At 41.1% G+C, this 15,618-nt stretch carries 13 protein-coding genes; all 13 read left to right on the plus strand.

Annotated features, from left to right (window positions below; genetic code table 11):
* The first annotated feature begins 785 nt into the window (after positions 1-785).
* The 13 genes from essC to MHB80_RS04625 all read left to right on the plus strand — a co-directional run bounded on the left by essC (position 786) and on the right by MHB80_RS04625 (position 15,604).
* On the plus strand, positions 786-4,778 hold the full coding sequence (gene essC / locus MHB80_RS04565) for a type VII secretion protein EssC (protein WP_341281063.1): 3,993 nt from the start codon (positions 786-788) through the stop codon (positions 4,776-4,778).
* Between the two features lie 47 nt (positions 4,779-4,825).
* Positions 4,826-5,518 carry a hypothetical protein gene (locus MHB80_RS04570; RefSeq protein WP_341281064.1) on the plus strand — a complete coding sequence of 231 codons (693 nt, stop codon included), beginning with the start codon at positions 4,826-4,828 and terminating at the stop codon, positions 5,516-5,518.
* A 35-nt stretch (positions 5,519-5,553) separates the two neighbouring features.
* Positions 5,554-5,808 (plus strand): hypothetical protein, encoded by a 255-nt coding sequence (locus MHB80_RS04575; protein WP_341281065.1) that lies wholly within the window; start codon positions 5,554-5,556, stop codon positions 5,806-5,808.
* Between the two features lie 129 nt (positions 5,809-5,937).
* On the plus strand, positions 5,938-7,293 hold the full coding sequence (locus tag MHB80_RS04580; RefSeq protein ID WP_341281066.1) for a hypothetical protein: 1,356 nt from the start codon (positions 5,938-5,940) through the stop codon (positions 7,291-7,293).
* A gap of 52 nt (positions 7,294-7,345) precedes the next feature.
* The gene (locus tag MHB80_RS04585) at positions 7,346-7,684 is read left to right on the plus strand and encodes a WXG100 family type VII secretion target (RefSeq protein WP_341281067.1); all 339 of its coding nucleotides are present in this window, start codon (positions 7,346-7,348) and stop codon (positions 7,682-7,684) included.
* Positions 7,685-7,758: 74 nt separating this feature from the next.
* The gene (locus tag MHB80_RS04590; protein ID WP_341281068.1) at positions 7,759-8,802 is read left to right on the plus strand and encodes a hypothetical protein; all 1,044 of its coding nucleotides are present in this window, start codon (positions 7,759-7,761) and stop codon (positions 8,800-8,802) included.
* Positions 8,803-8,807: 5 nt separating this feature from the next.
* Positions 8,808-9,380, plus strand: a complete 573-nt coding sequence (locus MHB80_RS04595) for a hypothetical protein (RefSeq protein ID WP_341281069.1) — start codon at positions 8,808-8,810, stop codon at positions 9,378-9,380.
* Complete coding sequence (locus MHB80_RS04600; protein ID WP_341281070.1) at positions 9,381-10,211, plus strand: hypothetical protein; 831 nt, start codon at positions 9,381-9,383, stop codon at positions 10,209-10,211.
* Positions 10,204-12,051: a pilus assembly protein CpaF gene (locus MHB80_RS04605; protein ID WP_341281071.1), complete on the plus strand. Its 1,848-nt coding sequence runs from the start codon at positions 10,204-10,206 to the stop codon at positions 12,049-12,051. The genes MHB80_RS04600 and MHB80_RS04605 overlap by 8 nt, the downstream gene beginning before the upstream one ends.
* A complete protein-coding gene (locus MHB80_RS04610) occupies positions 12,048-14,129 on the plus strand; it encodes a hypothetical protein (protein WP_341281072.1) in 2,082 nt (693 codons plus the stop codon). The genes MHB80_RS04605 and MHB80_RS04610 overlap by 4 nt, the downstream gene beginning before the upstream one ends.
* 13 nt (positions 14,130-14,142) lie before the next feature.
* Positions 14,143-14,643: a hypothetical protein gene (locus tag MHB80_RS04615; protein ID WP_341281073.1), complete on the plus strand. Its 501-nt coding sequence runs from the start codon at positions 14,143-14,145 to the stop codon at positions 14,641-14,643.
* Between the two features lie 68 nt (positions 14,644-14,711).
* On the plus strand, positions 14,712-15,227 hold the full coding sequence (locus tag MHB80_RS04620) for a hypothetical protein (protein WP_341281074.1): 516 nt from the start codon (positions 14,712-14,714) through the stop codon (positions 15,225-15,227).
* An 8-nt stretch (positions 15,228-15,235) separates the two neighbouring features.
* The gene (locus MHB80_RS04625; RefSeq protein WP_341281075.1) at positions 15,236-15,604 is read left to right on the plus strand and encodes a hypothetical protein; all 369 of its coding nucleotides are present in this window, start codon (positions 15,236-15,238) and stop codon (positions 15,602-15,604) included.
* Positions 15,605-15,618: the final 14 nt, after the last annotated feature.

Below are 15,618 nucleotides of genomic sequence, written 5' to 3' on the forward strand. Positions count from 1 at the left end.
GTCATCATTAGAAGTTAACCGCTTTACCTGGCGAGACTGCCCTTCGGATTTGATTCTCGTACAGTTTACCATATTTCTCGCTATTTAGTCGTAGTCTCTTTGTCATATTTTCGCTGGCTTATATATATCCAGCTCATTAAGCATCTACGTGCCGCCAATACCAACCAATGGTCTACTATCCTATATTACAGATGGGAATGTAAAAGAGACGTGTTTACACCAAAGTTTTGGAATATGTGGTTCATAACTGATACAGATAGCAAATTCCGTATCACATAAATGTCGAAATAGAGGGAGAATTATGAATTAAAACACCAATTTTATAAATAGGTTAATTTTCCTATTTTTAATGATTGTTAACAGTCATTTGAATCGGAAAGTCGTTAAATAGGACTAATTCCACCCTCCCTAACTCTCCTTTTAATTATTCACAAAATAAATGCAGGTATAATGCCTTAATTAAAGTAATTTAAAGGTAATGAAAATTTCAATTAATTTATATTTAAAATCGGTGATTTTGAAATTAATCTCATTAGTACAGGAAGTAATTTATTGTATTGAAATTTTCAAAGAATTGGGTGTATAATAAAAACGAAAATTATGTTGGAAATTATCGAAAAATGTAATGAACTAAAAGAGGGTTTTATGAGAAAAAGTGTTTTTAATTGATCTCATAAAATTTAATGAATCGATAAAAATAATTATAATAATCGTATATTAACATTAATAAATATGATTTTTATTTTATTCCCAATAAAAAAATCTGATAAATGGTGGTAAATAATATGGATGTAAAAAATGATAATGACACGCAAATTCAAAGAACACCTAGAATTATGCCTTATTACCCAGAAGGTGAGCTAGTTCTTCAGGATCCTGCAAAACCACTGGGCAAGCCAACATTTGCATGGCTTACGATTTTAGTTCCTCCGCTTGCGATGCTTGTTGTTGCTATATTTATGTCAACTCTAACTAAATCACATATTATGTTAATTTCTACAATTGGAATGACGACTGTGACGGTAGTTGTATCCATACTAAATTACAGATCAACAGTTAAGAAGCATGAAGAGCAAACGAAAAAGCAGGAGAAGAAGTACCTCGATTATCTATTTAATATCCGTTATGAATTGTTGGAAGCATCTAATCAGCAACGGGAAGCACTCCGCGTTATATCTCCCTCGATAGATGAATGTATCTCCATTGTTAGACAAAGACAGAAGCAATTGTGGGAACGAACGGCAATGGAGACGGACTTTTTAACGATAAGAATAGGGAATGGGATGCAGCCCTTAGCTCTTAATCCTACATACACGTCTAATACAAAAGCGGTAGATGAAGATAACCCATTAGAAAAAATAGCGAGTACCATTTGTGAAGAATTGGCCTTTGTTCAGGATGTGCCCGTGCAAATTCCTTTACAGTCGATTAGCACATTGGGGCTCTTCGGGAAAAGGGCAGAAGTTAGCGAGTTTTTGAATGCTATGCTTGTACACTTGACTACTCATCACGGTTTCGATGATGTCAAAATTGTAGGTCTGTTTGATCAGGCTGAGATGGAGATGTGGGGATGGACAAAGTGGCTGCCGCACACTTGGGATAAAGATCGTGAAATTCGTTTTTTAGCTAGCAATGAGTATGAAGCTTCTATCCTTGCAGACGTTCTATTACCCGAAATGAAGAGGCGGGAAGAGGACAAGCCCTCCTATGGAACAAAGACGATTAAGCTGCCGCACTACGTTTTTCTCATGCTTGCTCCCACATTGTGGGAAGATTCCGATCTAATGAAATATATCGTTTCAAACAATGATTCGTTGGGGATAACGAGCATCTTTATTTCGGAGAGAATTGATGTGGCGCTTCCTTTGAATTCCCAGGTCATTATCGAAGTGAAGAACGGCCAAGGCATGACTAAGAAAGATTTAAATCATTGTATGGGGCAAAGCACCTATCATTTTTTATCTGATAGCGTAAGCAGCAAAAATGCAGAAGTTTTTGCGAGAATGCTGGCTCCTTTAACGATTAAAGAGACAAAAAATAATAGCTTTATTCCTCCAATGGTTACTTTTCTAGATAGCTTTAATGTCAAGCTTGTCGAGGAATTGAACATTGCCAATCGTTGGGGCACAAATCAGGCTAATCGAACGCTCGCTGTACCACTTGGACAGGCTAGTGCAGGCAAAACCTTGCTGTTTGATATGCATGAGAAAAATTATGGGCCCCATGGTCTAGTAGCAGGCACAACGGGCTCGGGGAAAAGTGAGCTTTTGCAATCCTTATTGCTGGCTTTAGCTGTTAATTACCATCCGCATGAAATTGCTTTCGTTCTCATTGATTATAAAGGCGGCGGAATGGCAAATGCCTTTGCTGGTTTGCCTCATCTGGTCGGAACGATTACGAATTTAGGCGGTAACCAAATTAATAGAGCGCTGGCCTCGATCAAAAGTGAGCTTTTGCGTAGACAGCGTTTGTTTGGTGAAGCGGGAGTAACAAGCATTGACGATTACATTGTGTTGTATCGCGAGCAAAAGGTTCAATTGCCATTGCCTCATTTAATAATCGTTGTGGACGAGTTTGCTGAGCTTAAATCTGATCAGCCTGAGTTTATGAAGGAGCTTGTTAGTGCGGCTAGGGTTGGCCGAAGCTTAGGCATTCATCTTATTTTAGCGACTCAAAAGCCTTCAGGTGTTGTTGATGATCAAATATGGAGTAACTCCAGATTTAAATTATGTTTGAAGGTTCAAACGCCATCTGATAGCCAGGAAATGTTAAAGCGTCCTGATGCTGCTGAGATAAAGGAAAAAGGCAGAGGTTATTTGCAGGTAGGGAATAATGAAGTGTTCACCCTATTCCAATCCTCGTGGAGTGGTGCTCCTTATAATAATACGGATAGTGAGCAAGAAATTGAAATTAAAGCCAATGCTCTTGGTTTCAATGGTGAGCGTAAGCGCCTTTTGCCAAAAATCAGTAATAATAATGAGTCTAAACGCTTAAATCAGCTGGAATCAGTAGTGAAATATATTAATCAGGTATCTGAGGAGAGAAATATTCGAGAAGCATTCCAATTATGGCTGCCGCCACTGCCGGAATTATTGAGCCTACAGGAACTATTGGTCAACGAGGAAGGCTGGGATGGACAGCAATGGACGGAGCCGAGTGATTATCTAGTAGCTCCTGTTGGATTAATTGATAACCCTTCACAGCAAGCGCAATACCAGCTCAAAATTGATTTTGGAAGAGATGGACATCTGCTTATCTATGGTGCGCCAAGCAGTGGGAAAACAACGATGTTAAAAACCATTTTGATGTCGCTTGCGCTGAAATATAATCCAGACTATGTGCACTTTTATATTTTGGATTTTGGTACGAGAACGTTAGGTGTTTTTAATGATATTCCTCATCTGGGCGACGTTATTTATCCGGAAGATGAGCAGAAAGTAGATAAATTACTACAACTGCTATTAAACGAATTGGAAGATCGCAAGCGGAAGTTTTCTAAGCTGGGGATTAGCAATCTGGTAGCTTACCGTTCTTATACAAAAGAAGAGATTCCTTCTATCGTTGTTGCTCTAGATAACTATACGGGGTTCGCGGAAAGTTATGTGGAACAAGTGTTGGAATTAGGGAAGCTAGTAAGGGAAGGCGGAAATTATGGCATTTATTTTGTTTTTACAGGAAATGCCATAAATACTTTCCCTTACCGAATTGCCCAAAATATAAAACAATCCATTGTATTTCAGATGGTGGATTCTTCCGATTACTCAAGCATTGTTGGACGTACAGAGGGATTGGAGCCGGCTAAGGTTGTTGGACGGGGACTTGTGAAAGATCAAATGCCTTTAGAATTCCAAGGAGCTACCCCTGTTGAAGGGGGAAGTGATGATCAGATTGCGGAAGGCATTCGTGTACTATCGGGGCATATGAAGGATAAGTGGAAAAAGAAACAGGTAAAAACAATTGCTATTATTCCGGATGAGCTTAGCATTAAGGAGTTTATTGCGAATGCAAAAATAAACGCCAGTGATCGGGAAGGGAAGAATTATACATTTCCAATCGGGCTGGATTGGGACAATACTCTTCCGTTCGAGGTGGATGTAAGCAGCACGAATAGTCTTCTCATTTCTTATGCTCCAACGGTAAATGCGGAACTGCTGTTTGCTTCCTTGCTTCACTCCATGAGCGCTTTTCTGGATGCTGAACGGGTGAAAATCAATGTTTTCGATAGTTCGACCGTTCTTAAGTCAAGTGAAAATGCCCATATGGAAAATGTTCATTATATGCGAACGGAAAGCGAGTTTTCATTATTAACCCACTCTGTTATAGAACAATTGCAAATTCGAAAAAATGATTCCCGTGAATATGTTGCGAATATGGATGATCCTGATCAGTTTAATGAAAGCGACTATATCCTCAGTCGATATCCGCTGTTCATTATCTGCCTTCCAGATCTTAAGGCTTCGATCGAGCTGATGGATGGTGACTCACTGCAGCATATGGAGAGGATAGCTCGTTTTGGTGGGGGCTTGGGAGTCCACTTATTAATTGGCGGGCTTGCGGATGACATAGATCAATTGCAGTTGGTGACATCATTGGTGCCTTTGCTGGCTGAAGGGAAGTCTAAGATGCTGGCTGGAGGTAAGCCCTTCGAGCATACAACGCTTATTGGAGACAGTTATAAAGGTGATTTCCAAGAATTAAATCGCAAGATGCAAGATGGGGAAGCAAGGTTCGTATTGGGAAATGAAATTAGAAGATTGAAAATGCCGACCGCATTGTAGAAGCAGGATTGCTGAGTGGGGCCAATCGATTTTATAGGTGGAGAATCATGGATATCATTAGAGAGACTTTTCAATTAAGTGAGTATGAACTTGTTTATCTAACCTCTTTAATCGGGGGAGCGGGTATTCCAGGGGTTAGCATGAAGCTTGAATTTGCGTCAGATGGAGATATACGCAATGCGATGAACGCGCAACAGCGCTCCTTGGAAAATAAGCAACTCATCGAAATTGATTTTGATGGCGTTGCTAAAGTTAATGCTACCTTGCATGAGTTCATAGAGCTGGCGACCTCTTCAGTAAATTATTACAGCCAGTCTATTGAGCTTGGTAGGCGGACCGAGCGGGAAGTGTTTTATTTTGCAGAGGAGCCCTCTGTTTTTGGTATGCATTATGATGAGGAAACACAATGTTATATCGTTAGAAAGTTTTATAGTTTGCAAGAAATACAAGTGGAAATAACCGAGCGCTTCTCACTGGATGAGGGAGAAGCGCTCGTGAGTGAATCGAAGAGCTCTGAGGAAGTACAGGAGTGGCTTGTCGAGGCGATAGAAAAAGATGCGTTTTTAACAAAACTCTGCTTGTTTGAGGTTTCAGGTGAAAACAGCGAGCTTGTAAGCTGGTTTGCTATTTTAAAAGAGGGAAAACAACTTTGGAGAATTGAGAAGGATGAGCATGAAAATTATGATCGTTCATTATTGAGCTTGCCAGCAGCCATTAACGAAATTTATTCATGGTTCTAACAGCTTAAAGTTGAAACCGTTAGGTGGTAAAACATATGCAAAGTGCAATCATCACTTTTATTATTAATTCGGGTCAAGCTGAAACCGTGCAAGACTTAGAAGTTTCGCTTGGCATAACACTAAAGCAATTGCTTGTCATTTTACAAACGGCTTATTTGTTGCCGGATCAGCATCAGTTTAAATGTGAATTTAGCTCTACGGGTGAAGAATGGAATAGCCTTGAAGAGGATGAACGACTGTCCAATGTTATTTTCGGAGATGGATCGCTTATCCGTATTATTTTAATTTGAATTTATTTTGTAGTGGAATGAGGGTTTCTTATTAAAAAGATACATTTAGTCTGCGCTCCTGAGCTCACCATGCTGCTCTCGCGAACGCTAGAAAATGAAGGGTTCGTTATTTCAGGCAATCATGATAGCTTGAGTCAGCTTATTCAGGGGTTGCGCTCAAAGGAAGTAGATTCATCGGCGACCATCATTATTCAGGGAGGAGCAGGGCTGAGAATTCCTGTTAACCCAGATGAGGTTGTAGCATTAATGCAAGCTGTTCGAAAGCGGCTTAAATACACTAGACTTATTGTTCAATTGGATACTGCCTTGCAAAATGAGGTTGAATTTATAAGGTCCATGGTTAACATGGGTGTGCATGATCTTCAATTTACAATTGAATTTAAAAGCGATGATATTCTAAATTGGATCAAAGAGAAGAAAACAACCAGAGATTATTACAATATTTTAGGGAAAAAGAAATGGCGAATCCCCTTTATTCGTTCAGCTAATCAAGATCAGGCTGGTCAAGGAGGGGGAGGCAGTGCTAATCCGCCCCCAGATAACGGCACTTTACAATCTTTAACAAGGCCTCAGCCTTCAAGTGCGCCTGCGTCTGGAGGGAGAGTGAATCCGTCTCCGTCTCCGTCACCAACTCCGTCAGGCGGTATAAGAAATGAACAGAGCAGAGCGAATTCAAATATAAGGCCTAGAACAGAAAACCCTTTGCCACAGCCAGAGGTGGAGCAAGATGAAGATATAGATGCTGCTCCTATATCCTCTGCAGAAAGAATAATGACAGGGAGTCACCTGCCTCTCATTATAGGGGTGTGTGGAGTTGGTGGTGAAGAGGATGTTGGTGCGGCGGCCTTTCTAATGGCATCAAGTTTGGCAAAGCTGGGTTGGAAGCCTTTAGTTTGTGGGGATGATCGACCTGAAATAAGCTCGCTAGAGGAAGTGGCTTTTGATGGTGAGAAGGAAGATTCCTCTTCAAATATGTTTGAGTATGAAGGGGTTACCTTCTACAGAAGAGGTTACATTTGGGATATATCAGAGCTAATGACTAGTGGCTTTACTCATATTATTTTGTGGGTGGATATTCATAAGGAACGTAGAGGCATAAGTGCCCTAGAGTTATGGTGGAATTCTCAAATCCCTATTATGGTGGGAAATGGGGCGATGTGGAAATATGAGCTTTTGAAGGAAAAGCTCAACACGCTGACGCCGCATGAACGCAAAAGATGCAGATTGCTTTTGGAAAAGGGACATCAGGATGTGCTGCGAAAGCTGAAGAAGGATTTTGCGGAAATTCAGGCGACGTTGCTTCCTGATCATGATGATCCGCTTTACCCAAGTGAAAAAGCAGTAGAATGGGCAAGTGGATTGCTCGGCAGTCAAAAGAAGCTATTCCGTAAGCCGGTTATTAATTGGATTATTATCGGATCCGTTATTTTTATTACCTTACTCCTAGTGTTTATGGGAATAGCGATTGTTCCTGAAAGTCAGTAAAGGCTGCAATTACTCGATTCGTGTATTCATAAAATAAGGGGGAGGATGAACAATGGTTACTTCGATGCAGGTTAGTGGCTATAGTACCCAATGTACGGAGCTAATAAGAAGCGCTCAAGCATGCAGCAGTGAAATGAGCCAATCGATTAAAGGCATGACCTCCTACTGGAACGAAATGGGTCAAGCTCAATTCGCAGCAGAATGTCAAGGCTGGATTAAAGCTATGAATGAGGTTCAGCGGCAGCTTTCGCAAGTGCAGACAAGCCTTAATCAGTATTCTAGCCAATTGAGGCAAGAGGAGCTTGCTAAAGAACGTGAGGCAGCAAGGCAGCGTGAGCAAGAAGCTGCTGCAAGAAATGCTGCGAAAACAACAACTGTAAAGACTAGGTGATTCATCCTATACATAAATAGTTGTCAGACTATATAGATGGAGGTTGTAAATTGGCTGTACGTAGAAATAAGAAGATGATGAAAAATATCATCATTTCGGGAGGACTAGCTGCTCTATTAACATCCGGTGTGTGGTTTATGAGCTCTCGTTATTACAATGCCAAGCTAATTGATGAAAGATTCGCTTATGAACAACAGCTTGCTGAGCAGAATGAAGTTTTGGACAGGTATCGCGATCCCTCAAATAAGGCGTTTATTCTAGCTACTATGAAATATGCAGGCGAGGTCATTGAGGAAGATGATTTTATAGAAGATTTTCTTCCTGGGTTTGCTACACCGAGTAATTTAATTGTAAAGAAAGAGGATATTGTAGGTAAGCATTTGAAAATAGACGCGGAATATGGGACGGCTGTTACATTGGAAATGGTTAGGGATGCTGCGGAGCTCGACCCTTCAGAGCGCAAAGAGGAGACCCAATATATTAAGCTTCCTCTAAAGGCGAAGAAACATGATGTTGTTGATATCCGAATTGTGTTTCCGAACGGTGAGGATTATATCATTGTAGCGAAAAAGAAATTGGAAGAAATTGATTTAAACAAGCAATATGCTTTCTTTAATGATACGGAAGAAGAAGCAGTCATGCTGCAAGCTGCACTAGTTGATGCTTATATTAATGATGCTGAATTATATATGAAGCAATATGTGGAGCCTGAGCTCCAACCGAAACCGATTGCTACTTATATTCCGAATATTGACGTTATTCAGTTAATTAGAACGAATCCAATGATAGTGGATCAAGCAAAATGGGATCTAACCGAAAGCATCCGACTGGATTTGGAGAAACGACTGGTACTCATCAAGCCAGACGACCGATTTAGAATAGGGGCTAACGCACCAATCGGAAGTGGTGTAACATCGCGAATTGTGCAAGAAGGGGCCGTTGAAGTGCAAACGGATGATTCGCAATCCGTTAATGGCATTGTTGAAAGAGTTGACACGGGCAATGGACAGGCAGAATCGTTCGAAAATGGCCATTCTATCGATCCAAATGTCGGGAAACCTACTCTAGATGATCAAACTTCTTCAGGGATAGACTCAGATGTATTAGGAGGACAATAAAAAGAATGAATGTTGTTGTGACTGGTGATTGTCTTAAGCATGACTTTATTCTAGCAGCAGCTGTGATGTTAAAGCTGCATACGGAGAAGCAAGTTGCAATTATTACGGATAACTCCAGAAACTATGATTATTTTGAAGGTGAAGTATCTGGAGTGATGATTGGAACGGTGGGGCAGCCGATACAGGCAGATATTATTTTATATGATTGGCATAGGGATATCCCGGAAGAGGCTTCGGATGCCACGATTATCTTCGCCACTACTTACGAACGGAAGTCTATCGAGCATGTGGAGATGCTTTTAAGTAAGCAATTGATTCCGAGCGCCTTGCTCGTTATAGAAGAAGATAGCGTCTTAGATGTGAGATTTATTGAAAAGTCCTTTCCAATGATCATGTCCATTATTAGTTATATTGCAAGCTCCAAGCGAAAGATTGATTGGGTGCATGACGGACATATTACGATGAAGGTTGACTCGGATTTTGCGGATGCTATTAATGAGTTTTTAATTGGATTTTGTAACGTTCCAAAAGAAGACATAAAGAAGCTTTGGAAGTTTGCACGGAAATGGGGGAAATAAATGCTTGTAGCTTTCTGGGGACCTGTCCATGGACAGGTTCGAACTACCTCTAACATGATTGCTGCTGCTACCACTATAGCGCTTGATCATCATTTAAGAATTTTAATGACACATACGCACTTTGAGCGTTCAACCTTGGAGAAGGCGTATAGCAATTTGAGACAAACGAGCACCTCCTCCATATCCGCTGTTGGAATGGGGGCGATTGAGCGGCTCGTACAATGTGGGATGCTGACGGCTGAAGGAGTTAGGGACAATTCGGAGTCTATTTTGAAGGATAGGCTGGATTTAATAGCAGGTCCCTCTAATCGAGATGAGGATTCCTTGCGGCAGGTGCTTCCTCATATTTTTGAGACCTATAAACAGTTTTATGAATTGTTATTTATGGATGTTTCTTCGGGCACACGCAATGAAATGTCAACGTTAGTGATGCAGCATGCCGACCTAATTGTTATTAACTTGAGTCAAAATCGCTCAGTGCTTGATTCCTTTTTTGGAAAAGAAGATTGGCCCTCTGTGTTGAACGAAAAACCGGTCGTGTATTGTATTGGCTCCTACGAGCGAAACTCCAAAATGACAATAGAACGCATAGCAAGAGAGTATGGCATTAACAAGAAGCAGATTGGTTACGTGCCGCATAATGTGCGTTATATGGATGCGCAAAACGATCAAAATATTATTAATTATTTGTTGAAAGCAAGGATAGCCAAAAAAAGGTTTCTTGAGTTTAATGAGGATGCTTATTTCACTAGTTCTATACGTCATGTAGGGACGCAGATTCTTGGCGCTTTAAATATGTATACAACTGTGGAGGATGACGGCAATGATTAATTTTATTCTGATTGTCATTGTGATTGTAGCTATTATCGGATTTATATATTTCTGGATGACGAGGCGGAACTCAAAGGAAGAGTCGGCTAACTATTTGAAATATGACATGAATGAAATTGTGGTGTTCATTAGAAAAGCTTTCGAAGAAATTATCGCTTCATCTTTATATGAAGGCAGTCCAGGAGTAGAAGAATACAACCGTAGGAAGGCGCGCAGGAGGGAATTGCAGAAGGCGCTGCGTTCCTGTATGCATGGTGACCTGTCAGCGAAGAAATTTGTAAAGCTTTATATGCGCGACCTGCTATTGAATACGTATGGTTTAAATGAGACTAATGTGAATACCGTCATTAGATTTGATTATATGGACAAGCTTAGCTCTCAGGATTGCTTTGAGATTTTATTGCATGTTTATCAAAAAGACCATCGCCAAGAGGCTTTTAATAAAATCATCGATAAATATAATCTAGACCAGCTCGTAAAGCTGGAGGATGGCTCTAAAGGTTATCGTATAACGGAAGAACAAATTCGCAGCATTTATCTGGCGGAAAAACCGAGGCTTACCTTTCAGGATAAAGTCGACATTATCGTACAGAGAGCCTATCAAATTTATAAAGGCTTGGGTGCTATTGATGAGCTCCGTGATCAGAATATAGACGGTATTAATGGCGGGACAAGCGGTATGCCTCCAGATGTCGTACAAAATATTGATATTAATCATTATGTAAATCAGCAAAGATTTATTGCTCGATCTTATGATGCCATATGGATATTTTATCGGGGGAAATCCTTGCAGCTGGAGTTTCTCAGCTTCGGCTCCGAGCAAGAATTAAAGCGTGTTTGTCAAAATATTTATGGATTTGGTAATCCGGGACAGCTCAATGAGGCTAGAGGCTACATTATTAACGATATGGCGGATGGCAGCCGGGTCGTTGTCGTCAGACCGAAAATGGCGGAAAGCTGGGCCTTTTTCGTTCGTAAATTCAATGATTCGCTTACTGATTTGGAAGAACAGATTAAGGATGAAGGATCTGAGCTCGTTATTAATATGCTCATTTATCTTATTTTGGGGCATCAGGTCACAGCTATAACCGGTCGGCAGGGTTCCGGTAAAACCACACTGCTTAAGGCGTTAATCAAATATATTTATGCTAAAAACATTCGGATTCAGGAGACATCGTTTGAAATTTGGGCGCGAAAAATGTATCCTCACAAAAATATTTTGTCCTTCAGAGAAACGCCAACCGTTAGTGGGCAAGATGGGCTGGATGTTCAGAAAAAGACGGATGGTGCGGTTAACATTGTCGGTGAGGCGGCTACACATTCTGTCGTTAGTTATGTCATTCAGGCAGCACAGGTTGCTTCCGAATATACCTTATTCACGCATCATGGCAAAACATTAGCGAATTTGATTAATGCCCTTCGTAACAGCTTGATTGCTTCGGGCGCATTTTCCAATGAGAAAATAGCTGAAAGTCAGGTCGTTGAGGCATTGGGCTTTAATGTTCATTTGGTCCTTCGTTCGGGGAAACGGTTCGTTGAGCGAGTCACGGAAATCATTCCTGTCGATACCCAATATGAATATCCTAAAACGTATAAAGAGGCTGAAAATGTAACCGATAAGCTGGATGCTTTTATGGATACGATGACCGAATATTTTGGCCGCGTTACGGATCGACAATCCTATCAATATAGAGACGTGATTGTTTGGGAAAATGATAAGTATGTGGTGAAGGACAGAATAACAGCGCGTAAAGCGGAAGAAATGCTCAAAAATATGGATCATGATGATGCCGAAAGCTTTAAAGCCTTTTTATTGGCCCATTGGGGGGAAGCGGCATGAGTTTGCAATCCATATTGCTGATCATCATTTTGATTTCAGTTGGTTTGCTTTTAGCCTTATTAGCTGTTTATGTATGGGTTCAAAACAAGCTGAAGGGCTCGCAATATAAGGAACAGAGAAGATTAAAAGCATTGCTCCCTTCTAAGCCCAAAGAACGCAAATGGCTGGAGCTTGCGCTTGCTGCTTATCCTATATTGGACGAAATTCCTTTTGTGCGTAATGTGCTTCATCGCATGAGAGTGAGATTGACAGTTATTCATGCAGGCAATGACACGGTCATAAGAAGCCAAGCGGCTGCTCTGACTATAGGCATAATGGCTTGTGTGCTTTTACTTAGTATTGTTTCTTTTTTATGGACCTCCTCTTGGTTCAGCCGAATGTCGATTGTGCTGGTCTCCGTTTATTTAAGCGGTGTGCTGAGCGATATTTTTATTGGGCGCTTAAGCAAGCAAATTTTATATGATCAGTCTTCAATGATTTTGGATATCAGGCATCAGTACCATCAAACCCATATGGTGTTGGTAAGCTTAGAAAATTCGGCTGAGCGTTCGAAGCCGCTTGTTGCGGAGCATGCGAGGCGAATCGCCAGCATATTAAGTGCTGTCGATCCCCAAGACGAGCTGCAGAAATATTATGATACGGCGCCAAATCGGTACATGAAGCAGCTAGCGGGTGTCAGCTACAAAATTGGCGAGTATGGCGATGTAGATATACATAAAGGCGAGAAATCCATTTATTTAGCGATGCTCGGAAATATTCGTGAAGAAATTCATCTGGATATTAATCGCAGAGAGCGAATTGACCGTTTATTGGCTGGGATTGTCTTTGTGGCCGTTTCGCCTATTTTTATGCTAGATCCAATCCGGAACTGGGCCGAAAGCATGTTTCCGATTGTATCGGATTATTATAATTCTGCCTGGGGCTTGTATTCGCTAATTCTGCTCTACATTATTTTTGCAACCTCCTTTATTGCCTTGCGAATTTTGAAAGGGGTAGATGGAGATGCGCAGGCTGTTAAAGACGAGGGGAAATGGCTGAATCGTTTACTGAAGATCAAGGGAGTAAAGCAGTTTGTTGGACGGATTACGCCCGCCGAACACGATTCTCTCCATCTAAAGGCGCTGAATAGACTGAAAGAAGCAAACTCATCGCTTACGATTCACGCCTATTATCTGCAAAAAATAATCGTCTCTGTAGTCGCCTTTTTGGTCATTATCGTATTCCAGGTTTCCATTCATCAGACGATTAAGCATAACGTGCTGGAGCCCAATATAGCCATTACTACAGGGGGAAACCAGCCTGAATCGCAAAGATTGCTAAGCGAGGAACGTTACCGGTTTGAAAATTCGCTTGTTGGCGAGCTGGTAGCTAAAGATGTTTCTACGGATGAAGCATCAGCCTATATTTATAAAAATCTTCAAAATAAAAACTACTTGCCGGAGGGCTTGGATGAAGCTAAATACGCCGCTGGCCTTATGGAACGGGTAGAGGCATACAAGAGTGAATATTATAAATGGTATGAGTTAATTATTGCCTTTTGCATAGCGCTGGCCTTTTTCTACGCTCCTGACGTCTACTTGGTTATTCGGAAGCAAATTAGGAAGTGGGAAATGCAAAATGAGGTGGATGGATTTAATACGCTGTCTATGATGCTATCCAATTTCCCGAATATTAGCGTGTACGAAATCATTGAGTGGCTTCATCGCTATAGTTATATTTTCGAAAGACAATTGCTGCGCTGCATGCTTGATTACGAGGCCGGAGCATGGGGAGCAATAGAGCAGCTGAAAGACGATGCGCGCTTTGTGCCATTGGAACGGCTGGCAGATCGTTTGCAGGTTGCAGCAGATTTGATTCCTGTGAAAGAGGCCTTCGATGATATGGAAGCAGAAAGAGCCTTTGCTATGGATCAGCGCAAGGAACATTATGAGAAAACGATTAGTACGAAGAGCACATTGGGGAAAATGTTTGGCTTCCTGCCTATTCAGGCGACATTTGCTTTATATTTATTGCTTCCTTTTGCTTATATGGCATTCCAACAGCTTAGTGATTTAACGATACTAACAAGCAAGATGTAGAGGAGGGAATTCGATGGAAAATATATCGGTATTCCTGAAAACAACGATATCCATACTTATTACGCTGGCGATTATTACATCCGGCATGTTTTTATGGAGTGCCTCGCAGCCGGTGCTGCAGCTTGCCAATGGACAAGCTGCTGCTCAGGCGAGAGAGTTAACAGAGCAGCAATACTCAGCGTATGACAATCAACTCGTCAGCGGTTCGCAAATTGTAACCGCCTATCGACGATATGCAACGCATGAGGGGCTTGTCCTGTATGTTCAGTTTTATAAAAATGGGGCATACACCAATTTCGGTATGAGGCCAGATGAAGTATCGAGTGCCTGCAGAAATTTTAATTATTCGTCTGGGCAAGTTACGGAAGGCACCTCCTATAATTGTTATGCCGATGAGGATGATTTGACGAGCAGTTACAGCTCGTATTATATCTCTCCCCAGTCTCGGTTCCGGGCGACGCTGATTAAGGATGCGAACAACACGATTCAGGCTATTTATTTTCGATCGCAATAGTGCTTATGCAACAATCGCTTAAATGAAAGAGTAGGTCAAGGCCACTATATTTATAAAGGATGAGTGAAATGGAAAATATTTCAACAGGGTTAAAGTGGGTTATTGGAGTTATCGTTACGATTCTCATTATAGCTGCGGCTGTCAGTATTTATCTTGTCATTAATGGATATTTCAACCGGGCACAAGAGCAGACGCTCGCCCAGACGAAGCTGATTAATCAGGCAGAATTCAGCGGTTATGATAATAAAGACGTATCTGGTCAGGATGTTATTAATGCTTCTACTCGCTATGGCGGCCGCCCGCAATTTTCTATTTTTATTAAAACGGGTGAAAATACAACAGGATTTTATGCTAAAAATAACTATGATATTTGTTATGATGCTCCTTATAGCACGACGACTGATTTTACTGTAAAAGTTTCGGGAGAAGTGAAGTGTGCAGCTGGAGAACAAATAGATGTATCTACAATGCAAGATCAAACTAAAAGTACTAACTATATTAATACTACAGCGGTGTTTACTTCGAAAACATATAGGGATAACAATGGAGAAGTTAGGCTAATATATTTTGATCAAAAGAAGTAGGTTGATCCATGAATACAACACGTCAATTTTTATTTACCTTGTTTGCTTGGATTCTCTTTATGATTGGCGGCTTTATCTTTTTGAAAAATGAGAGCAGCCAGCTGGAGCAGCTGCCAATTCTTGACTCCACAACACCTTATGTATCTTCAGCTTTATATAAAGGTACAGGAAACCTGAATCAAATTAGCGGAGACCAGGTGATAGGCATGGTGCCTTTTGCTCTGAATGGCGAGTACACTTTATCGATTGATGGCATTAGGGTGGATGCTGATACGGATATTGAGGAAATCGATCTTCGAGGGGTGTCAGGTTTAAGCTATACCTTATCAGTAACGAGAACGAATGGCAAAATTACAGCAGTTCGCGCCAGTCACTGATGGAAAGGAGGGAC

It is taken from the genome of Paenibacillus sp. FSL H8-0537 (assembly GCF_038051995.1).
Classification (GTDB): domain Bacteria; phylum Bacillota; class Bacilli; order Paenibacillales; family Paenibacillaceae; genus Pristimantibacillus.

Bases quoted from the DNA above. Each gene is read 5' to 3' on its own strand.
- essC (WP_341281063.1), top strand. From the start codon at position 786: ATGGATGTAAAAAATGATAATGACACGCAAATTCAAAGAACACCTAGA.
- MHB80_RS04570 (WP_341281064.1), top strand. From the start codon at position 4,826: ATGGATATCATTAGAGAGACTTTTCAATTAAGTGAGTATGAACTTGTT.
- MHB80_RS04575 (WP_341281065.1), top strand. From the start codon at position 5,554: ATGCAAAGTGCAATCATCACTTTTATTATTAATTCGGGTCAAGCTGAA.
- MHB80_RS04585 (WP_341281067.1), top strand. From the start codon at position 7,346: ATGGTTACTTCGATGCAGGTTAGTGGCTATAGTACCCAATGTACGGAG.
- MHB80_RS04590 (WP_341281068.1), top strand. From the start codon at position 7,759: ATGATGAAAAATATCATCATTTCGGGAGGACTAGCTGCTCTATTAACA.
- MHB80_RS04595 (WP_341281069.1), top strand. From the start codon at position 8,808: ATGAATGTTGTTGTGACTGGTGATTGTCTTAAGCATGACTTTATTCTA.
- MHB80_RS04600 (WP_341281070.1), top strand. From the start codon at position 9,381: ATGCTTGTAGCTTTCTGGGGACCTGTCCATGGACAGGTTCGAACTACC.
- MHB80_RS04605 (WP_341281071.1), top strand. From the start codon at position 10,204: ATGATTAATTTTATTCTGATTGTCATTGTGATTGTAGCTATTATCGGA.
- MHB80_RS04610 (WP_341281072.1), top strand. From the start codon at position 12,048: ATGAGTTTGCAATCCATATTGCTGATCATCATTTTGATTTCAGTTGGT.
- MHB80_RS04615 (WP_341281073.1), top strand. From the start codon at position 14,143: ATGGAAAATATATCGGTATTCCTGAAAACAACGATATCCATACTTATT.
- MHB80_RS04620 (WP_341281074.1), top strand. From the start codon at position 14,712: ATGGAAAATATTTCAACAGGGTTAAAGTGGGTTATTGGAGTTATCGTT.
- MHB80_RS04625 (WP_341281075.1), top strand. From the start codon at position 15,236: ATGAATACAACACGTCAATTTTTATTTACCTTGTTTGCTTGGATTCTC.